Origin of the sequence: Mesorhizobium sp. M1403, assembly GCF_040317695.1 — a bacterium.
Lineage (GTDB): Bacteria > Pseudomonadota > Alphaproteobacteria > Rhizobiales > Rhizobiaceae > Mesorhizobium.
This window is the reverse complement of record NZ_JAMYKY010000006.1, coordinates 231,612-252,723: the sequence shown is the minus strand read 5'-3', so window position 1 is coordinate 252,723 and position 21,112 is coordinate 231,612. Positions and strand designations below refer to the sequence as shown.

16 protein-coding genes are annotated in these 21,112 nt (G+C 63.3%); 8 read left to right on the top strand and 8 right to left on the bottom strand.

Annotated elements, in window-relative coordinates:
* Positions 1 to 64: 64 nt before the first annotated feature.
* The 4 genes from NKH01_RS14125 to NKH01_RS14110 form a co-directional block, all read right to left on the bottom strand.
* Positions 65 to 3,199, bottom strand: coding sequence for an efflux RND transporter permease subunit (locus tag NKH01_RS14125; protein WP_353020638.1), 3,135 nt, complete (start codon positions 3,197 to 3,199; stop codon positions 65 to 67).
* A gap of 210 nt (positions 3,200 to 3,409) precedes the next feature.
* Positions 3,410 to 4,561: an efflux RND transporter periplasmic adaptor subunit gene (locus tag NKH01_RS14120; protein ID WP_353020635.1), complete on the bottom strand. Its 1,152-nt coding sequence runs from the start codon at positions 4,559 to 4,561 to the stop codon at positions 3,410 to 3,412.
* 62 nt (positions 4,562 to 4,623) lie between these two features.
* On the bottom strand, positions 4,624 to 5,232 hold the full coding sequence (locus NKH01_RS14115; RefSeq protein WP_023716752.1) for a TetR/AcrR family transcriptional regulator: 609 nt from the start codon (positions 5,230 to 5,232) through the stop codon (positions 4,624 to 4,626).
* A gap of 250 nt (positions 5,233 to 5,482) precedes the next feature.
* Positions 5,483 to 7,123, bottom strand: coding sequence for an acyl-CoA synthetase (locus tag NKH01_RS14110; RefSeq protein WP_023716751.1), 1,641 nt, complete (start codon positions 7,121 to 7,123; stop codon positions 5,483 to 5,485).
* Positions 7,124 to 7,314: 191 nt separating this feature from the next.
* Between NKH01_RS14110 and NKH01_RS14105 the strand changes: the two genes are divergently transcribed.
* Together NKH01_RS14105 and NKH01_RS14100 are read left to right on the top strand one after the other, a co-directional pair.
* The gene (locus NKH01_RS14105) at positions 7,315 to 8,280 is read left to right on the top strand and encodes a sugar-binding transcriptional regulator (protein WP_352482687.1); all 966 of its coding nucleotides are present in this window, start codon (positions 7,315 to 7,317) and stop codon (positions 8,278 to 8,280) included.
* A gap of 85 nt (positions 8,281 to 8,365) precedes the next feature.
* Positions 8,366 to 10,420: a bifunctional aldolase/short-chain dehydrogenase gene (locus NKH01_RS14100; RefSeq protein WP_353020632.1), complete on the top strand. Its 2,055-nt coding sequence runs from the start codon at positions 8,366 to 8,368 to the stop codon at positions 10,418 to 10,420.
* 73 nt (positions 10,421 to 10,493) lie between these two features.
* On the opposite strand, the gene NKH01_RS14095 is transcribed toward NKH01_RS14100, so the two are convergent.
* The 4 genes from NKH01_RS14095 to NKH01_RS14080 form a co-directional block, all read right to left on the bottom strand.
* Complete coding sequence (locus tag NKH01_RS14095; RefSeq protein WP_352909365.1) at positions 10,494 to 11,339, bottom strand: acyl-CoA thioester hydrolase/BAAT C-terminal domain-containing protein; 846 nt, start codon at positions 11,337 to 11,339, stop codon at positions 10,494 to 10,496.
* Between the two features lie 156 nt (positions 11,340 to 11,495).
* Positions 11,496 to 12,551 (bottom strand): substrate-binding domain-containing protein, encoded by a 1,056-nt coding sequence (locus NKH01_RS14090; RefSeq protein WP_023716747.1) that lies wholly within the window; start codon positions 12,549 to 12,551, stop codon positions 11,496 to 11,498.
* 46 nt (positions 12,552 to 12,597) lie between these two features.
* Positions 12,598 to 13,593 (bottom strand): ABC transporter permease, encoded by a 996-nt coding sequence (locus tag NKH01_RS14085; RefSeq protein ID WP_023716746.1) that lies wholly within the window; start codon positions 13,591 to 13,593, stop codon positions 12,598 to 12,600.
* An 83-nt stretch (positions 13,594 to 13,676) separates the two neighbouring features.
* The gene (locus tag NKH01_RS14080; protein ID WP_353020629.1) at positions 13,677 to 15,188 is read right to left on the bottom strand and encodes a sugar ABC transporter ATP-binding protein; all 1,512 of its coding nucleotides are present in this window, start codon (positions 15,186 to 15,188) and stop codon (positions 13,677 to 13,679) included.
* 135 nt (positions 15,189 to 15,323) lie between these two features.
* Here NKH01_RS14080 and mtnK point away from each other — a divergent pair, with 135 nt between their 5' ends.
* The 6 genes from mtnK to NKH01_RS14050 all read left to right on the top strand — a co-directional run bounded on the left by mtnK (position 15,324) and on the right by NKH01_RS14050 (position 21,077).
* Positions 15,324 to 16,595: an S-methyl-5-thioribose kinase gene (mtnK, locus tag NKH01_RS14075; protein WP_353020626.1), complete on the top strand. Its 1,272-nt coding sequence runs from the start codon at positions 15,324 to 15,326 to the stop codon at positions 16,593 to 16,595.
* Entirely contained in the window at positions 16,592 to 17,686 is a 1,095-nt protein-coding gene (gene mtnA, locus NKH01_RS14070) for an S-methyl-5-thioribose-1-phosphate isomerase (protein ID WP_023716743.1), read from the top strand. The genes mtnK and mtnA overlap by 4 nt, the downstream gene beginning before the upstream one ends.
* A gap of 183 nt (positions 17,687 to 17,869) precedes the next feature.
* A complete protein-coding gene (locus tag NKH01_RS14065; RefSeq protein WP_352482884.1) occupies positions 17,870 to 18,754 on the top strand; it encodes a helix-turn-helix domain-containing protein in 885 nt (294 codons plus the stop codon).
* Positions 18,755 to 18,885: 131 nt separating this feature from the next.
* The gene (locus NKH01_RS14060; RefSeq protein WP_352493972.1) at positions 18,886 to 19,545 is read left to right on the top strand and encodes a 2Fe-2S iron-sulfur cluster-binding protein; all 660 of its coding nucleotides are present in this window, start codon (positions 18,886 to 18,888) and stop codon (positions 19,543 to 19,545) included.
* Positions 19,546 to 19,548: 3 nt separating this feature from the next.
* Complete coding sequence (locus NKH01_RS14055) at positions 19,549 to 20,535, top strand: FAD binding domain-containing protein (RefSeq protein WP_353020623.1); 987 nt, start codon at positions 19,549 to 19,551, stop codon at positions 20,533 to 20,535.
* Positions 20,536 to 20,606: 71 nt separating this feature from the next.
* Complete coding sequence (locus tag NKH01_RS14050) at positions 20,607 to 21,077, top strand: nuclear transport factor 2 family protein (RefSeq protein WP_352856061.1); 471 nt, start codon at positions 20,607 to 20,609, stop codon at positions 21,075 to 21,077.
* The last annotated feature ends 35 nt before the right edge of the window (positions 21,078 to 21,112 follow it).

Here is a 21,112-nt window from a genome sequence, read left to right as displayed (position 1 = left end):
CCTCCTCCGGCACCTACGCCTGGTGGGCGGATTAAACCGCCGGAGGTCACATTTGCCAACAGCTCTATTCGGCCGCCAGGGCCAGTTGCGGCCTTTCGTTCTTTTCTTCCGTCTCGGCCGGCTGCTCCACCACCTTCTTGGGCTCCCGGCCGAAGAACAGCGCGTAGGCTGCCGGCAGGACAAGGATGGTCAGCACCGTGGCGACCAGGATGCCGCCCATCATGGCATAGGCGAGCGGCCCCCAGAAGACGCCGCGCGAGATCGGGATCAGCGCCAGCACCGCCGTCAGCGCCGTCAGCACGATCGGCCGGAACCGGCGAACGGCCGAGCCGATGATGGCCTCGGAGCGCTCCACGCCGGCGGCGATGTCCTGGTCGATCTGATCGACCAGGATGATCGAGTTTCGCATGATGATGCCGAGCAGGGCGATAACACCGAGGATGGCGACGAAGCCGAACGGCGCACCGCTGATCAAAAGTGCCGCCGCCGCACCGATGATGCCGAGCGGACCGGTCGCCAGCACCAGCATCGCCTTCCCGAAATGCTGCAGCTGGATCATCAGCAGCACGACGATGACCGCCAGCATGACTGGAGCTTTCGCCGCAATCGAGGCCTGGCTTTCGGCCGCATCCTCGGCGCCGCCCTGGATCTCGATCTTGTAGCCGGGTGCGAGGCCGGCGCGCAGGCCCGACATCTCGCCATAGATTTTCATGGCGACATCGTTCGGCTGCACGCCATCCGGCAGCGTGGCGCGTACGCTGATGGTCGGCAAGCGGTCGCGCCGCCATTCGACGCCTTGCTCCAGCACCGGGACAATCTTGGCGACCTGCGACAGCGGCACGGAGCCACCGAAATCCGTCGGGATATAGACGGAATCGACCGCCGACAGCAGGTGACGGCTTGCCTCCGGTTCGCGGGCGACGATCGAAACCGTCTCCTCGCCGTCGCGGAAGTCATCGAGCGGCGCTCCCGACATGGTCGCCTGCAGCATCTGGCGGATGCGCTGCGAGGTGACGCCGAGCGCACGGGCGCGATCCTGGTCGATCACCAGCTTCATCGCCGGCACCGGCTCCAGCCAGTCGTCGTGGATGGCGCCGAGCAGCGGATTTGCCTGGAACTTCGTCTTCACCTCGTCGGCGATGCGGCGCACCTCCTGGCGATCCGGACCCATGACGCGCATCTGCACCGGCCAGCCGGTCGGCGGACCAAGGAACAGGCGGTCGACCTTGGCGCGGATCGACGGGAAATCCTCGGCCAGGATGGTGCGCAGCTTGACAATCAGCCGCTCGCGGGCCGGTTCGTCATTGGCCATCACCAGAAGCTGGGCGAAATTCGGATTGCGAAGCTGCTGGTCGAGCGGCAGGAAGAAACGCGGCGCGCCTTCGCCGATATAGGTGGCGATGAAGCGCTTGTCCTTGTCGTCCATCATCCTGGCTTCGAGCGCCTTGGCCTGTGTCTCGACTTCCTTGATGCTGGTGCCTTCCGGTAGCCAGAGGTCGACAAGGATTTCCGGGCGCGACGATTGCGGGAAGAAATTCTGCGGGATGAACTGGAACGCCCACAGGCTGGTGGCAAAGGTCATCATCGTCATCACCAGCACGATGATGCGATGGCGCACGGCCCAGGTCACGGTCGAGCGAAGGCGACGGTAGAAGCCCGTGTCGAAGACATCGTGATGGCTGCCGGCGTGCTTGCGCTGCTTCAGGATCATGTGGCCGAGCCATGGCGTGAAATAGACCGCCGCGAACCAGGACACGACCAGCGCGATACCGACGACGTAGAACAGGGTGCGCACATATTCGCCAGCCGTCGAGGCGGCGAAACCGACGGGGATGAAGCCGGCCGTGGTGATCAGCGTGCCGGTCAGCATCGGGAAGGCGGTCGAGGAATAGGCGAAGCTCGCCGCCTCGACCTTGACCAAGCCTTCCTCGAGCTTTCGCTCCATCATTTCGACGACGATCATCGCGTCGTCGACCAAGAGGCCAAGGGCGATGATCAGCGCGCCGAGCGAGATGCGCTGCAGGTCGATGCCGAGCTCGTACATGATGGCGAAGGTGGCGGCCAGGACCAGCGGAATGACGATCGCGATCACCAGACCCGAACGCCAGCCGATCGACAGGAACGAGACGACAAGCACGATCAGCAGCGCTTCACCGAGCGCTTCCATGAACTCGGCCACCGCATCCTTGACGACTTCCGGCTGGTCGGAAACCTGGTCCACCGACACGCCATAGGGCAGCGCCTCCTCGAAGCGCTTGTAGGTCGCTTCGACGTCCTTGCCGACATCGGTGACGTTGAAGCCCTTGGCCATGACGACGCCGAGCTGGACGCTGTCGTGGCCGTTGAAGCGGTATTTGCGCTGGTAAGGGTCCTCGAGGCCGGAGGTCACGGTGGCGATGTCGCCGAGGCGCGTCACCTGGTTGCCGGCGCGCAGCCGAAGCTCGCGAATGTCGGCCGCCCTGGCCACGTCGCCTTCGACCGAGATACGCACCGAACGCTGGCCGGTGTCGACCGAACCTGCCGGGTCGACATTGTTCTGGCCCCTGATCGCATTCTGCAGGTCGGTCAGCGTCAGGCCGCGTTCGGCAAGCACCTTGGACGAAACGTCGATGTAGAGCTTTTCCGGCTGGTCGCCGATGATCACGGCTTTCTCGACGCCGGGCGTCGTCAGCAGCATGTCGCGTGCCTGGATGGCGAATTTCTTCAGCTCGGGATAGCTGTAGCCGTCGCCGCTGATCGAATGCAGGGTGATGAATGTGTCGCCGAATTCGTCGTTGAAGTAGGGCCCGAGCAGGCCCTGCGGCAGTTCATTCGAGATATCGCCGACCTTCTTGCGCACCTGATAGAACGCATCCGCGACCTGCGCGGGACTGGTGTCGCCCTTGACCTGCAAGGTGATGATGGCGCTGCCGGCGCGGGTGTAGGAGCGGACGAAATCGAGATGCGGCGTTTCCTGCAGCTTGCGCTCGATCTTGTTGACGACCTGGTCCTCCATCTCCTTGATCGAGGAGCCCGGCCAGATCGCCTGGACGACCATGACGCGGAAGGTGAAATCGGGATCTTCCTTCTGGCCCATGCGCATCAGGCCGAGCGCACCGGCGACGATGATCAGCCCGAACAGGAAACGGGCAATGCTCGGATGGCCGATTGCCCAGCGCGAAAGATTGAAAGACCGCTTTTCATTGGTGTCGGTGGTCATCGGCGTCAGTCCGTTTCAATTTTGATCAACAGAGCACGCGCTTTCGCATGCCCAAGGAACTTCCGATGTGGGCTTCCGGGCGGCGAGGCCTTCCGAGTTGAGAGATCTACATCGCGGTGGGACGCGAGGATCGACGTGGGGGTTACATCGACCTGAGATCTCGAAAATCGGGGGTCGCCAGCCGCCCGGAAACCGTGAATTGCCTGGCCGTCAGCGCACGCGCCTTGCGGCGTCATCATCGGCCGAGGCCGACTGTTGTGCTGCATCGCCGGTCAGCTTGACTTTCAGATTCTCGGTCATGAACTGCGTGCCGGCAGCGACGACCACATCGCCCGGCTTCAGCCCGTCGGCGACACTGACGCCGTCGGGGGTGAAGGCGGCGACCTTGACCGGATGCGCATGAACGGTACCGCCACTGCGGTCGACGGTCCAGACGATCGATTGGCTGTCCTTTTGCGCCAATGCGCTCAGCGGGATCGACACCAGCTGCTGCTGGTTGTCCGCCGCGGCTTCGATGGAGGCCGTCATGCCAAGCAGCACGCGCGGATCGTTGGGCAGGCTGACGCGAACGGCAAAGGTGCGCGACTGCGGATCGGCGCTGCCGGCCACTTCGCGGACCTTGCCTTCGAGCGTCAGCGCCTCGTCGGACCAGAAGCCGGCCTTGACGGTCTTGCCCGGCTTGAATTCGGCGATATCGGTTTCGGGAACAGCGATCAGGACTTCCTTCTCGCCGTCGATGGCAACGGTCACCACCGGCGTGCCTGAGCCGACCACCTGGCCGACATCGGCGGCAACCGCAGTGACGATGCCGTTCTTGTCCGCCTTGAGATCGGTATAGCGGACCTGGTTCTGCGCCTGGGCAAGCTGCGAGCGGGCGGAGTCTCGCGTGGCGACCGCCTGATTGTAACTGAGCGTCGCCTGCTCGAGCTGCGACTTCGGCGCGAAATTCTTGGCGTAGAGCTGTTCGGCGCGCTTGCGCGTAAGCTCGACTGTCTCGACCTGACGGTCGGCAGCATCGAGGCTGGCCTGAGCGCTTCTCACCGAAAGCTCGTAGTCGGTGGGATCGATGCGGGCGAGAACGTCGCCCGGCTTGACGCGGTCACCGATGTCGACAAGGCGCTCGGTGATCTTGCCGTTGATGCGAAAGCCGAGATTCATCTCGGTGCGAGCACGCACCGATCCGGAATAGGAAAGCTGACGGGTATCGCTCGCCTTGGCGATCTCGACCACCTTGACCGGGCGGATGATCTCGGTGACCTCGGCTTTCTCCTGCGAGCAGCCGGCGAGGCCGAGAGCGGCAACGATAATCAGTGCCAGGCCGGCGGCCGGTCGCCTGTAGGTGATGGACTTGGACAAAGACACTTTTCGTACTCCCGAACTGTGGGGATGAATTGCCGACATCACCGCCCGACGGGCGGCAACGGTCATTTCTTCAAGGCTCTGATGGCAAACTCGGTAAGCTCGTCCGGCGTCGCCCGGTTCTTCTTGGCGAGGCACTGGGCCATCATCTGCGGATGACAGAGGCTGATGATGGCGGCACCGAAACACCGGGACGCGATCACCGGATCCTGATCGACGAACTCGCCGGTGGCGATGCCCTCGCGGATCACTTCCGCGACCAATTCGTGGATGCTGTCGATGTGCTTTTCGATGACATGCCAATCGCGTTCGATGGCGACGATGACCATCTCGTGCACTTTCTCCTGGTCGATCATGGTCTCGAGCGTCCACTGATAGTGCGTATGCACATAGCGGCGGAGCTTCTCGCTGGCGGTGCCGGGACCATGGCAGGCTTCGTAGGTCAACCGGTAGCAGGTGGCGAGCATACGGCCGCAAACCGCCTGGTGAATTTCCACCTTGGAGGCGAAGAAGCGATAGATGTTGGCGGTCGACATGCCAAGTTCGCGCGCTATGTCGGCGACGTTGGTCTTGCCGTAGCCGTAGTGGCGGAACAATCGCTCCGCGCAATCCAGGATGCGCGTGACATTTTCCTGGCGGGCGGAATCGGCGGTGGTGTCTAAGGTTTCAAGCATCTCGTTGGCCAAAATTTACGACTGACGAATTTAGAATTTCGTCACTCGTAAATTGAAAACCATCACCTGTCAAGACATGATTTCGGCCAGCTGACGCCACTGATGACAGATGGTGACATCTCTGGACGGAGTTGGCCCATGAAGCGCATGTGGTTCCCGCCGGGCACGCCTGCAACACCGCGCGTCTTTTTGAACGCACAGGATTTTGAAATGATGCCTCCCGAAATCGGTTCCGTTTTCGGGTCAGGCGCTAAGGCTGCTTCGCCATCTCCCGCAGCCGGAACTTCTGGATCTTGCCCGTCGAAGTCTTGGGGATTTCTGCAAAGATCACCGCTTTCGGCACCTTGAAGCGGGCGAGCAGCGCGCGGCAGTGCTCGATGATTTCGGCCTCGGTTGCCGCCTTGCCCGGCTTCAGCTCGACATAGGCGACCGGCACCTCGCCCCATTTGTCGTCGGATCGGGCGACAACGCCACAGGAAGCAACGGCGGGGTGCTTGTAGAGCGCCTCCTCGACCTCGATCGAGGAAATATTCTCGCCGCCGGAGATGATGATGTCCTTGGAACGGTCCTTGAGTTGGATGTAGCCGTCCGGATGCATGACGCCGAGGTCGCCCGAATGGAACCAGCCGCCGGCAAAGGCCTCGTCGCTCGCCTTGCGGTTCTTGAGATAGCCTTTCATGACGATGTTGCCGCGGAACATCACCTCGCCGATCGTCTCACCGTCGGCCGGCATCTCTTGCATCGTCTGCGGGTCCATCACGGTCAGACCTTCGAGCGCGGCATAGCGCACGCCTTGCCTGGCCTTCTTCGCCGCCCTCGCCCCCTTCGCAAGCCGGTCCCACTCGCCATGCCATTCGTTGACGACGGCCGGGCCGTAGGTTTCGGTCAGGCCGTAGAGATGGGTGACGGCAAAACCCGCATCGGCCATGCCCGACAGCACCGCCTCAGGCGGCGGCGCCGCGGCGGTGTTGAAGGTGACGGTCTGCGGAAACTGCCGCTTGTCCTCGTCCCTGGCGTTGATCAGCACCGACATGACGATCGGCGCACCGCAGAGATGGGTGACGCCATGATCGGCGATGGCGTCGTAGATCGGCTTCGGCCGCACCCAGCGCAGGCAGACATGGGTGCCGGCCTGTACGGCAAGCGTCCAGGGAAAGCACCAGCCGTTGCAGTGGAACATCGGCAACGTCCACAGATAGACCGGGTGTTTGCCCATCCCGGCATGGATGGTGTTGGCATAGGCCATCAGTGCCGCGCCCCGATGGTGGCAGACGACGCCCTTCGGATTGCCTGTGGTGCCGGAGGTGTAGTTGAGCGATATGGCGTCCCATTCGTCGTCCGGCATCGACCAGGCGAAATCCTCGTCGCCGCCGGCGACAAACGCCTCGTAGTCGAGCGTGCCGATCCGCAGGCCCTTGGCATAGGGCGCGTCGGCGGCGTAATCGGGATCGTCGTAGTCGATCACCAGCGGCTTGACCTTGGCCAGCGTCAGCGCTTGTCGAACCACGCCGGCGAATTCGCGGTCGACGATCAGCACCTTGGTTTCGGCATGGTCGAGCTGGAAGGCAATGACCGCGGCGTCGAGGCGGGTGTTGAGCGAATGCAGCACCGCCTTGGTCATCGGCACGCCGAAATGCGCTTCCAGCATCGGCGGCGTGTTGGACAGCATGACGGTAACGGTGTCGCCCCTGCCGATGCCGCGCTTCGCCAGCGCCGAGGCAAGCCTCAGCGAGCGCTTCCAGAAATCGCGATAGGTCGTGCGCTGGCGGCCATGGATGATGGCGGTCTGGTCGGGAAAGGTCTTTGCCGCCCGCTCAAAATAGGTCAGCGGGCTCAGCGGCTGGTGGTTGGCCGGGTTCCTGTCGAGATCCTGTTCGTAGGGATTGCCCATCCCGTCCTCCGCAATGTGTTCGTCGAGAACTTTAGCTACCGGCTTCCGGCGCGTCACCACCAACGATGCCACGACAGACCGCATTTGGAACAACAATGACGATCTCGATTCGACGGGCGCAAGAGCATTACCTGCCCGCGCCCAATTTGACTTTTGTCGAGAGCCGTGAATAATGTCAGCAAGGAGATGGCATGGCGATCCGACCGGCAGAACAGCTCATCCATAAGGCCGCCTGGCTTTACTATGCACACGGCCTGCGCCAGGACCAGGTGGCCAGCCAGCTCAAGATTTCCCGTGCCTCGGTGGCGATGTATCTGCGCAAGGCGCGCGAGACCGGCATCGTCAACATCTCGACCTCGACCCAGCTTTTCACCGACGACGTGCTGGCACGCAAGCTGGAAGACGCGCTTAAGCTCGACGCGGTCTGGATCGCGCCGGAAAACGGCTATGTCGCCGATCCGTCGACCGACATCGCGGTGCTGGCGGCAAGCGTCTTTCTTGAGTTGGTCAGGAAGGGCGACCGTATCGGCGTCGCCTGGGGGCGGACCATCTACACGATCGCCGACATCATGTCCTATGCCGACCTGCAGGACGTGACGGTGGTGCAGCTCTGCGGCAATCTGGGAGCACCCTATTCGTACCGGCCGGACCAATGCACGATGGAAATCGCGCGCCGGCTCAATGCCAAGGGGCTGAATTTTTACGCGCCGCTGGTGCTGACGACGGAAGAACTGGCACGCGGCCTGCGCGCCGAACCGGTGATCCGCGAGCAGTTGTCGGGTATCGGTGACTGCGACCTGGCGCTATACTCGGTTGGCTCGGTGGATACCGACAGCCATCTGGTCAAATGCGGCGCGCTGACGCCAAGCGAAATGGCTGCATTGCGCAAGGCGGGTGCAGCCGGCGTCATTGCCGGGCAGATCATCGATACCGAAGGCCAGGCGCTCGACTGCAGCTACAACCGCCGGCTGATTTCGGCAGAGCTGTCATCGCTGCGCCAGATCGAAAAGCGCCTGGTGGTGGTGCAGGAAGAGAGCAAGTTCGAACCGCTCGTCGCGGCGATCGCCGGCGGGCTCTGCACCCATCTCGTCGTCGGCGCGCGCATGGCGCGACGGCTGCTCGACCATGCCGGAGCAGTAGCAGAAAAGGTCGCCTGATACCTAGTTTCAGTCGCCGACGCATTGTCATCAGGGCGTCGCGGCATTCCTGTTCACAACAAAAGAGAAATCGGACGAAGCTGACATGAAGAACCTGTGGAATGACGGCGACGCGGAGAAGCTGGTCGCCGACTATGCAAAGAAGGGTGTGGCCCGCGACCTGGCGCTGCGCGTCTATACGACCAGGCTGCTGGGCGGCGAGCCGCGGCTCGTCCTGCATGGCGGCGGCAACACCTCGTGCAAGACCAAGGCCACCGATCTTGTCGGCGACGAATGGGACGTGCTCTGCGTCAAGGGCAGCGGCTGGGACATGGGCGTCATCGAGCCGCAGGGCCTGCCGGCGGTCAAGCTCGGCGCGCTGTTGAAGGCGCGGTCGCTGAAGAAGCTCTCCGACGAGGACATGGTCGCGCTGCAGCGGGCGAACCTGATCGATCCGTCCTCGCCCAACCCTTCGGTCGAGACGCTGCTGCACGCCTTCCTGCCGCACAAATTCGTTGACCACACGCATTCGACCGCAATCCTGGCCATCGTCGACCAGGAGGACAGCGAGGCGCTGAGCAGAAAAGTGTTCGGCGAGAAGATGGGGTTCGTGCCTTACATCATGCCGGGCTTCGATCTGGCGAAGGCTGCCGCCGATGTTTTCGACGCCGACCCGACGGTCGAAGGCCTGATCCTCGACAAGCACGGCATTTTCACCTTCGGCGAGGATGCCAGGCAGGCCTATGACCGGATGATCCATTATGTGAACGTCGCTGAGGATTTCATCGCCAGCCACGGCAAGCCGCGCACCGAAAAAGCGGCCTTGCCGGCCAGATTGGCCAAGCCTGCGGACATTGCGCCGATGCTGCGCGGCGCGGTGGCGGTGGCGCGCGGCGAAGGCCGCTTCGACCGCATGGTCAGCGATTTCCGCACCTCGGATGCGATCGTCGATTTCATCAATTCGGCTAGAATTGCCGACTATGCCGGACGCGGCGTGTCGACGCCCGACCTGTCGATCCGCATCAAGACCGGACCGATGGCACTGCCGGCGCCCGACGCGGACAATGTCGGCGACTACAAATCCGTCATCCGCCAGCATGTCGAAAAATTCGCCAAGGACTATCGCGCCTATTTCGAAACCAACGATGCGCTCGACGACGTGAAGCGCACCATGCTCGACACGATGCCACGGCTGACGCTGGTGCCCGGCCTCGGCATGTTCGGCCACGGCCGCACGCTCAAGGACGCGAAGATCGCCTCCGACGTCGGCGAAATGTGGATCGAGGCGGTACGCGGCGCCGAAGCCGTCGGCGATTTCCGCCCGCTCTCCAAAGCCGATCTGTTCCCGCTCGAATACTGGTCGCTGGAACAGGCCAAACTCGCCGCCAACAAGCCGAAGCCGCTGACCGGCCAGGTGGTACTGGTCACCGGCGGCGCCGGCGCGATCGGTGCTGCCACGGCAAAGCTATTCGCCGACAACGGTGCCCATGCGGTGGTCGTCGATGTCGACGGGTCAAGAGCTGCCGAGGCCGCCAAAAAAGCCGGTAACGGTTCGATCGGCATTGGCGCCGACATCACCGATCCGGAGCAGATGCGCGCTGCGTTCGACAAAGCCGTCGCCGTCTTCGGCGGCCTCGACATTCTCGTCTCCAATGCGGGCGCAGCCTGGGAGGGCCGGATCGGCGAGCTCGACGACGCCACTTTGCGCAAAAGTTTCGAACTCAATTTCTTCGCCCACCAGTCGGCGGCGCAGAATGCCGTGCGCATCATGCTCGAACAGGGCACCGGCGGCGTGCTGTTGTTCAATACCTCCAAGCAGGCGATCAATCCGGGACCGAAGTTCGGCGCTTACGGCATCCCGAAGGCGGCAACGCTGTTCCTGTCCAGGCAATATGCGCTCGACTACGGCGCGCAAGGCATCCGCTCCAATGCCGTCAACGCCGACCGCATCCGTTCGGGGCTGTTGACCGACGCCATGATCGCCAGCCGCTCGGGCGCGCGCGGCGTATCGGAGAAGGAGTACATGTCCGGCAACCTGCTCGGGCAGGAAGTGACGGCCGAAGACGTCGCCCAGGCCTTTCTGCATCAAGCGCTGGCCGATCGGACCACAGCCGATGTGACGACGGTCGACGGCGGCAACATCGCGGCGGCGCTGCGGTAGGCGGAACCGGCCGAGACAGGCACGCAACTCGGAATTTTGCGACACGGCCATGGAAGGCATTCTCGAACTGCTACTACAGCAGGCCTCGGATGCCTTCCCAAGCCTTTCTGCCCAGCTTTGAATCGGCCTCGTCATTGCCTCCATGTGCGTGCAATGTCGAGCGTGGTGTGCTCTCGCCTGGCAACAGAATGCGGTGTCCCGCATCCGGCGACGAAATGAGATGAGTGACCTTACCTGCTTCGCCGCGCCGCCTAATAATATCTCGGGCGAACGATAGGGAAGGCCACAGCGCATCGTTGCCACCGGCGACAAGCAGAAGCTCGGCCGATATGGTCTCAACGGGGATGGTCGCCGCATTCGCTTCGCTCTTGAAGGTTTTCAAACAGCATTCGAAAAGCCCCCTGTAAGATACCAGGCCATCCACATACTCTCGTGTCCAATCTGGATCTGCCGGCACAAACGGCAGCGCGATACCGTTGAGCGACCATGAGGATCGTTCAGGCCAACTGGCACCATCCCGGCCCGCACCGATATTCCCCCAAACTACCGATGACGGGCTGATCGCGACCACCGCGTTGATTCGCTGGTCATGGACCGCGGCAAGCAATGAGGCCTCGGCACCTTTGGATGTGCCGACATAAACGATGCGACGGCACCCTGTTTCAATGAGATAGTCTGTTGCTGCAAAGAACGTTTCCAGGGGAATTTCACATATTCCCGGAATCTGGCCCTCGCCGCCAAACCACTGCAACGCCAAGGCCGACGTACCGGCATCTGTAAAAAGCCGCGCGCGCCCGACATCAACACGACCACTCGATCCACCCAACACCACAACGCCCGTGGTGGCCTGCGAGCGTCGAAAAAATGTTCCGGCGACGACACCGGTCGGACTTTCCTCTCTTACCGCATGCGCCTCCATGTACCCGTCGAATCCTGGGTTCAACCGTCCAATCGGCCTGCAAATCGGAGACTGCGACAATTGAAATTCGGCAGTCCGGCGCGCCAGACATCTTCGACAAAAAAGCCGCCTGCAGCAAGCTGCTGCAGGCGGCTATTGTTTTGCTCGTGCCGAAAGTTACTTCGCGTTCGGGTTCGGCATCCAGGCCGGCATGGCGACATCGGCATGGGCGAACTGCGGCAGCTTGGCCGAGAGGTCTTCCATGTTCTTGATGTCCTTGTCGAGCAGGTCCTTCTGGGTGATCAGCGTCGGTGGCACGATGACGTTGTGGCCGGGATCTTCGCCGGCCAAGAGCTGCGCCAGCGCACGCACCGAGACCTGGCCGACGACGGCCGGGTTGGTGGCGGCGGTTGCCGCCCAGGCGCTGTCGGGCTCGCGCATCGCGGCGATGTCGGAGGTCGAGATGTCGGCCGAATAGATCTTGATATCCTTGTTCAGCCCGGCCTCGTCGACGGCGATCTTTACGCCCTTGGCGAATTCGTCATAGGGCGCGAACATCACCTTGATGTCGGGATGAGCCGACAACACCGAGCGAGCCTGGTTGGCAACCGAATTGGCGATCGGATTGTCGAGCGTGCCGAACATGGCGGCTTCGTTGATGCCCGAATATTTCTTCTTGAATTCGACCCAGGTCTCGTTGCGGCGATCGAGCGGGGCGATGCCGGCGACATAGACATAGCCGGCCTTCCAGCTCTCGCCATTGTCTTTGACCGCCTGTTCGAGCGCCAGGCGCGCGAGGTCGCGGTCGGACTGTTCGATCTGCGGGATCTTGGGGTTTTCGACATTGACGTCGAAGGCGACGACCTTGATGCCGGCATCGACGGCACGCTGGGCGGCGTCCTTCATCGATTCCGTCAATCCGTGCTGGATGATGATGCCCTGGACGCCGAGCGCGATGGCCTGGTCGACCATGTCCGCCTGAAGCGCCGCGTCCTGACGGCTGTCGAGCACGCGCAGGTCGACGCCGAGCGCCTTGGCCTGCGCCTCAACGCCGGAGAGATAGGCCTGGAAGAAGTCGCCGGTCGAGAGATAGCGGACCAGCGCGATCTTGACGGCACCCGGCTTGTCGAACGGCGCCGGCCTGTCCTGCGCAATTGCCGGCAACTGCATCAGCAATGTTGCGCCGGCAAGCCCGAGCGCTGCTTTCCCCAAAAGTCTTCTTGTGATGTTCACGTCGTTTCCTCCACTTGTTGAACCCAAAATGTGACCCGGTCGAACCCTATCTCCTGCCCCTGCCGGACAGGGCGAAGGTGAAGACAAGGGCGACCACGAGAACCACGCCCTTGACGAAATCCTGCGTGTAGTAAGGCGCGTTCATCATCGTCAGGCCCTGCAGCAGCACGCCGACAAACACCGCGCCGACGGCCGTGCCGAAGGCGTTCGGTTTGGCGGCGCCGAGAACCGCGTAACCGATGAGTGCCGCAGCCACCGCGTCGAGCAACAGATTATTACCCGAGGCGATGTCGCCGCGTCCAAGCCGGGCGGCGAGCAAAATGCCGCCGATCGAGGCAAAAACCCCAGAAATAACGTAGGCCCAGATTTTGTATGCCTTGACAGGCGCGCCGGCGAGTTCGGCAGCGCGCTCGTTGCTGCCGACGGCGTACATCATGCGGCCGAAACGGGTGTATTCGAGAAAGAACCAGATCAGCACCGCCAGCACGAGCAGGACGACGACCGACACCGGAATGAGGTTCGGGATGAAGAAATCGAAGCGATGGCGGCCGAGCGCCAGGAACGCGGCGCCGAAGCTGCCGTTGGCGACCGAGCCGTCGGGCATGGTCATTCCGGTGGCGATCGAACGGCCCTCGGTAGGGATGCGCTGCAGGCCGACGAGCAGGAACATCATGCCGAGCGTCGCCAAAAGGTCCGGCACCCGCATATAGACGATCAGCCAGCCATTGATGAGGCCGACAACGGCGCCGATCACAAGACAGGCGACGACCGCCACGACGGCATTCTGCTCCAGCACCACCATGACGTAGGCAGCCGCCATCATGGCGCTGGTGGCGACCGAGCCGATCGACAAGTCGAAGCCGCCGACGACCAGCGTGGCGGTGACGCCGAGCGCCAGAACGCCGGTGATGGCGACCGACTGGAAGATGAAGACGGCGCTTTGCGGCGACACGAAGCCATCGGCGGCAATGGCGAAATAGGCGATCAGACCGAACAACAGGACGATGAAGCCATACCGGATGGCACGGTCGCGCAGGATCATTCAGCGCTCCCGCACGCTGGCACTGTCTTTACCCAACCTGAACTCATGCCCTCTCCATTCCAATTCTCATCGTCTTCCTGCCGTCAGGCTACGCTGTGCAACGGCCCGCCCGCCACTTCGGCCAGCAGCCGCTCGAGATCGACATCGGTGTTGCGGTGCTCGCCGACGATCGTCTGCTCCGACATCACCAGAATGCGATCGGCCGTCTCCAGGGCTTCGTCCAGTTCGGTGACGAACAGCAGCGTCGCGCGGCCGCTGGCGCTGGCCCGCAGCTTGGCAGCGATATCGCGCCTAGCCGAAATGTCGACGCCCTGAAACGGCTCGTCGAGGATGAAAAGCCTTGCGGTCTGCGACATCCAGCGGGCGACCATCACCTTCTGCTGATTGCCGCCCGAAAGCGACGACATCTCGTCCTTCTCCGAGCGGCAGACGATGCCGAGTTCCTGGATCTGCCGGCGGGCAATGGCGCGTTCGATGCGGCGCTTGAGGACGCCGAGACGCGACATGCGCCTGTGGAACGGCAGGCTGATATTTTCCTGGATGTTGAAGCCGCCGACGATGCCGTTCTCGCCCCGGTCCTTGGCGACGAGAAACACGCCGGCGGCAATCGCTTCGCCGGTCGACGCCGGAGCATAGGGTTTCCCGTTCAGCACCATGGTCCCGGACAGCGGCTGGCGCAAACCGAACAGCGTCTCGGCCAGCGCGGTCTTGCCGACGCCGACGAGGCCGGTGATGGCGACGACCTCGCCGTCGCCGAGCGTCAGCGAAATCGGCCTGGCGCCTTCGGCAATCCGCAAACCGTCGGCAGTAAAAATTGCTTTGGCCGAATTCCTGGCGACGATCCGCTCGAGTTGGATCTTGCGGCCGAGCATGGCGTTGACCGCACCTTCAAAATCCAGCGGCTTCCTGTCGAAGATGCCTGAGATGACCCCATCGCGCATCGAAATGATGCGGTCGGCAAGCCGTCTGATGTCAGACATACGGTGCGAAATGTAGAGAATGGCTACGCCTTGCTGGCGAAGCCGGTCGAGCAATGCGAACAGCCGGTCGGCTTCGGCACTGGACAGCGAGGAGGTCGGCTCGTCGAGGATCAGCACTTTCGGCCGGTGCGCCATCGCGCGGGCGATCGCCACCATCTGACGATCGGCCAGCGAGAGATGGCTGATGCGGGCCTTGAGGTCGATGGCCAGCCCCATGCGGTTGGCAACCGCCTTGGCCTCACGGCGCACCCGGCCCGGCTTGAATAGCGTCGGCACGCCGCTGCCGCTCAACCTGTCGAGGGTGAGGTTGGTGGCGACGTCGAGGTCGGCGACGACACCGTCATTGATGTTCTGATGGACGGTGACGACGCCGGCGCGGATCGCCTCGGCCGGCGTTTTCGGCGCGAAGTCCTGACCGGCAAGCGAGATTGAGCCGCCGCCATGGTCGTAGACGCCGCTGATGATCTTGACGAGGGTGGATTTGCCGGCGCCGTTGGCGCCCATCAGCACGGTCACTTCGCCGGCATGCAATTCGAGCGAGACGCCGCCAAGCACCTCGATATGGCCAAAGGATTTCCTCAGGCCGTCGACGCGGAACACGGCATCATTGCCCATTCGTTCCTCCCTGACCGTGACGCTATGGGCTATATCGGCAATTGTCAACACGATTGACAATTGCCAGCAGGCTTCCTAGCTTGGCCCGACCGCCATGGCTCCGCTATCATCGGAGCACATAAGCGGGAGGTGAGGATGATTGGAAAATCGCCGTTCGAAGCACTGTCGGTCGAGACACTGGCGGGTCGTCTCCGTGCCAACGGGGCCCTGTGTTCGCAGATCGGCAAGGATACGAGCCGCTGGAAGGTTCGTGAAGTCGGCGACGGCAATCTGAACCTGGTGTTCATTGTCGAGGGTGCTGAGGGTGCGGCCGTGGTCAAGCAGGCCCTGCCCTACGTCCGGCTGGTCGGCGACAGCTGGCCGCTGCCGTTGAAGCGCTCCTTCTTCGAATATCATGCGCTGACGCGGCAACAGGCGCGGGCGCCGGATTCCGTGCCTGATATCTATCACTTCGACGAAGGCCAGGCGCTGATCATCATGGAATATCTGTCGCCGCACATTATCCTGCGGCGGGCGCTGATCGAGGGCCGGCAACTGCCCAACATCGCGAAAGACATCGGCCTGTTCATGGCCCGCACGCTGTTTCGCGGCTCCGACCTCAGCATGGCGACCAAGGACCGCAAGGCCGATCTGGCGCTGTTCGCCGACAATGTCGAACTCTGCGACATCACCGAGAACCTGGTTTTCTCGGACCCGTATTTCGATGCCAAGATGAACCGGCACACCAGCCCGCAGCTCGATGGCATTGTCGCCGAACTGCGCGCCGACCGCGACCTCAAGGTCGAGGCGCAGCGGATGAAGCACCTCTTCGCCGCCAATGCCGAGACGCTGCTGCATGGCGACCTGCATTCCGGCTCGATCATGGTCACCGACACCGAAACGCGGATGATCGACCCCGAATTCGCCTTCTACGGGCCGATCGCCTTCGATGTCGGCATGCTGCTCGCCAATTTCTGGATGGCGTTCTTCTCGCAGCGCGGCCATGAGCAGAATGGCAAGCGCGACGCCATGCGCGCATATCTGCTCGACGTCACGGTCGAGACATGGTCGGCATTCCGCGCCGAGTTCTCGCATCTGTGGCGAACCGAGCGTGACGGCATGCTCTACCAGAAGAGCCTGTTCGAGGATCAGGGCGACAGGCTTGGCGCCGAGCAGGCGCTCGACCACATGCTGCATTCGATCTGGACCGATCTGCTCGGCTTTGCCGGCGTCGAGGTTCACCGGCGAATTCTCGGACTTGCCCACAATGCCGATTTCGAGACCATTGCCGATCAGGATCTGCGCGCCAGATGTGAGGCAAAGGCGCTGAAATTCGGCCGTCACCTCGCCGTCAACCGGCGCCAGATCCACAGCATCGACGAGGTCAACCAGTTGGCCGCGCTGATCGAACGGGAGAGCAGGATTTGAACGTCGGTGACCGCCACTACCGCACGATCTGGCCGAGTGACGACGGGCGTTCGGTGGAGATCATCGACCAGCGCTGGCTGCCGCATGATTTCCGCATCGAAAAGATCGATACCGTCGCCGGCATCGCCACGGCAATCCGCGACATGTGGGTGCGCGGGGCGCCGCTGATCGGCGTCACCGCCGCCTATGGCGTCGCCATGCAGATGGCCGACGATCCGTCGGATGCGGCGCTCGACGCCGTCTGGGCAACCCTGCACGAAACGCGCCCGACGGCGATCAATTTGCGGTGGGCGCTGAATGAAATGCAGCGCTTCCTGCTGGCGCTTCCCCTGGCAGAACGTGCCGCAGCCGCCTATCGGCGTGCCGGCGAGATCGCCGACGAGGATGTCGGCCTCAACCGCGCCATCGGCGCCCATGGGCTCGAAATCATCAAGACGATCGCGGCGCGCAAGCAGCCGGGCGAACCGGTCAATATCCTGACCCACTGCAACGCCGGCTGGCTGGCCACCGTCGACTACGGCACCGCCACCGCGCCGATCTATCTGGCGACGGAAGCCGGCATTCCAGTCCACGTCTATGTCGACGAAACGCGACCGCGCAACCAGGGCGCCCAATTGACCGCCTGGGAGATGGCCGGCCACGGCGTGCCGCACACGCTGATCGTCGACAATGCCGGCGGCCATCTGATGCAGCGCGGCCAGGTCGACATGGTCGTCGTCGGCACCGACAGGACCACCGCCGACGGCGATGTCTGCAACAAGATCGGTACCTATCTCAAGGCACTGGCCGCCGCCGACAACGACGTGCCGTTCTATGTCGCGCTGCCGTCGCCGACGATCGACTGGACGGTGGGGGACGGGTTGGCCGAAATCCCGATCGAGCAGCGTTCGCCCGACGAGGTCTCGCTGGTCTGGGGCAAGACCGCTTCCGGCGAGATTGCCCAGGTCCGCGTGTCGCCGGAAGCCACGCCGGCGGCCAACCCTGCCTTCGACGTGACGCCGGCGCGGCTGGTCACCGGCTTGATCACCGAACGCGGCGTCGCCACGGCCTCGCGCGAAGGCCTGAAGGCGATGTTTCCCGAGCGCGGATGATCCGCTTTGGAGTGCCAGGAGGAGCCCTGGATTTTGCCTGATCTCACGATTTCTTGAACACGGCGCGGTTAAAAACGTCCGTTGCCTGTCCCAGATGGACGGTCGTATGCGTAGCGGCGGGGCGGCGCAACGCTCAAGCCGGGGCTGACCACGGCTCGGCGAGTGAACCAGCGGGATGCCGCGATGTCATTCAGACCGCTGCTTGGTGACGGACGGGTTCGGAGCCAGGAGGAAAAGTCGGAGCCCCTGCAAACCGCGTCATGGGTCAGCTCCTCGATCGTTTTCGACAACCGGCGGTGGGCGTGCCGGGAGGCGGAGCTCCGCTGGACAGCCCCTCATCATCTGATCGTGCTGACCGAAGAAGGCGGCACGTCCCATACGTCTATCCGGCACGAGGCAAGATCCCTCTACGACGGAATGGATCGTCCCGGAGCCCTCACCTTCGTCCCGGCAGGCGCGGAGCGACAGGGCTTCTATCGCGATGTAAACCTCTCATATTCAGCCCTGTGGATCGATCCCGATATCGGGCTTCCCGGATGCGAACGCCTGAGGAACCTGCCGATACTGGTAAACAAGAAGGACGCGGTCGTCGCCACGCTGCTGAGTTCGCTTCGCGACGAGATGGCCCTCGGTCACAAGCCGGACACTGCCTATGTCGAGCATCTGGTGGCCCTCGTCAGCCTCCGCGTGGCCAACCTGAGCCGGGAGCAACAGCCGCTCGTACGTCACGGCTGTCTCAGCCGCCGAGCACTTGGTCGAGTTCGGGATTATATCGATGCACGTATGAATTCCGACATTTCGCTAAGCGAGCTTGCAGCTGTCGCCGACTTGGCGGTCGACAGTTTTGCGCGGCGCTTCAAGGCGACGACCGGTCTTGCCCCCTATGCCTATGTAATCGAGGAACGGGTGCGGCGAGCGGAGGCACTGTTGCGCGAAACGGGTTTGTCGATCAGTACCATTGCCTTTCGGCTCGGCTTTTCAAGCCAGAGCCACTTCACCACGACGTTCCGGCGTCTCAGGGGCATGACGCCTCGTGCCTATCGGGTGAATTCTTCTCCAGAATCCTGATAGTGCCGCCGGTTTCTTGAAAGAAAGCCGCTGCGTGCGCCCCCACCTCCAGTGTCGATGACCGAACCCGAGGGTCCGCTGTCGGGGTCAAATTGCCGTCTGCATCCTTCATTGCGACTGGGAGATCTTGCATGGCCAAAACAGACAACAGGAGGGGGCCAACGCGTCGAACCGTGTTGGAGGGCGGGGTGGCGACCGGGGTGCTCCTGGCTACCGGGATACCGGTCGGCGCCGAGCCGGCCGACACCGTCACGGCGACGGCATCTGGCACGCCGGTACCGACGATGCCGATATCGTTGCGGATCAACGCGAAGGACCTTGCCGTCGAACTCGACCCGCGGACGACGCTGCTCGATGCCCTGCGCAACCATCTCGGCCTCACCGGCTCGAAGAAGGGCTGCGATCACGGCCAGTGCGGCGCATGCACGGTGCTTGTCGATGGACGCCGGATCAATTCCTGCCTGACGCTTGCCGCAATGCATGATGGCGACGAGATCACCACGGTCGAGGGCCTTGCCGAGGGTGACCGGCTGCATCCGGTGCAGGCCGCCTTCATCGCCCGCGACGGTTTCCAGTGCGGCTACTGTACGCCAGGCCAGATCTGCTCGGCGGTCGGTATGCTGGGCGAAGCCAAGGCCGGCTGGCCGAGCCATGCGAGCGCCGACGTGGCAGCGGCTTCCGTGGCTCTCAGCGATGCCGAGATCCGCGAGCGGATGAGCGGCAACATCTGCCGTTGTGCCGCTTATCCGAACATCGTCGCTGCAATCCGCGACGCGGCAGAGGAGGCATGAGCAATGCAGTCCTTCACTTATGAACGTGCAACGAGTGCCCAGCAGGCGGCCGCCGCGGTCGCGGCCCGGCCGGACGCCAAGTTCATCAGCGGCGGCACCAACCTGCTCGACCTGATGAAGCTCGATATCGAGCGCCCAGCGCATCTCGTCGACATCAGCCGGCTGCCGCTTGATCGGATCGAGGAGACGGCAGAAGGCGGGCTTCGGGTCGGCGCCCAGGTCCGCAACAGCGATCTTGCCGCCGACCCGCGGGTGAGGTCCCGCTATCCGATGCTCACACAAGCGCTGCTGGCGGGAGCGTCCGGCCAGATACGCAACAAGGCCTCGACCAGCGGCAATCTCCTGCAACGCACGCGCTGCCCCTACTTCTACGACCGCAACATGCCCTGCAACAAGCGCCAGCCGGGTTCGGGCTGCGCGGCGCTTCAAGGCTTCAACCGCATGCACGCTGTACTGGGCGCGAGCGAAGCCTGCATCGCGGTCCATCCTTCGGACATGGCGGTCGCCATGTCCGGGCTCGACGCCAGGATCGAGACCGTTTCGCCCGGCGGCGAGACCCGCACGATCCCGATCGGCGATTTCCATCGATTGCCCGAGACGATGCCCCATGTGGAGACCGTGCTCGGCCACGGCGAAATGGTCGTCGCGGTTACCCTGCCGCCGCCACCACCCGGCCGGCAGCTTTACCGCAAAGTGCGCGACCGAGCTTCCTACGCCTTCGCGCTGGTGTCGGTGGCAGCAATCGTCGAAAAAAGCGGCGATCGTATCCGAAGCGCTCGGATCGCCATGGGCGGCGTGGCAGCGAAACCCTGGCGCGCGACGGAGGCGGAGCGCGGGCTGGCAGGCGCAGCGGCGTCCGACGATACCTTTGCCGACGCTGCCGAAGCCGCGCTCGCCGGAGCCGTTGGGCATGGCGCCAATGACTTCAAGATCCCGCTGGCGAAACGAACGGTGCGGCACACACTCGCTGCTGCCGTCGAGAGTGCGTGAGGCGACACGATGACAGAGACGACGACCCCGAACAGCGGTTCCCAGATGCAGGCGACGAGCAGGAGATCGATATGAAACTCACGCGACGCGCCGTTGCCGCCGCGGGTGGCGGCCTTTTTGTTTCTGCCGCCGCAGCTTGGGGCGCCACATCCGACCCGGGAGCTCGTCACGTGCTCGAGGCCGCCGTCGACGCCTTCTTTGCCGGCTGGGCCTCCGGCGACTGGACGGCATTCCTTGATTGTTGCGATGAGACGATGACCTTCCAATTCCCTGCCGGCGAGCAACGAGGCCGACACGGACCGCCAGAAGGCAAGCCGGCACTCGCAGCCTGGACCGCCGCGCATCAAGCGCAAGGAAACAGGATCACGAAATCGACCGTCGATCTCAAGCTCTTCGCCGCCGACTGGGTCATCGTCTGCGATCGCGGGAGCGGGACAATCAGCGGCGCGCCCTACACTGGCCTGCATGCGATCTTCATGCGCGCCGGCCCGACAGGGAAGCTGGTCGAGTTTCGCGAGTATTTCGGCGAGATCGCCGCGTGAGCTCCGGCCGCTGCGCGACGAACATGAAGGTGCTA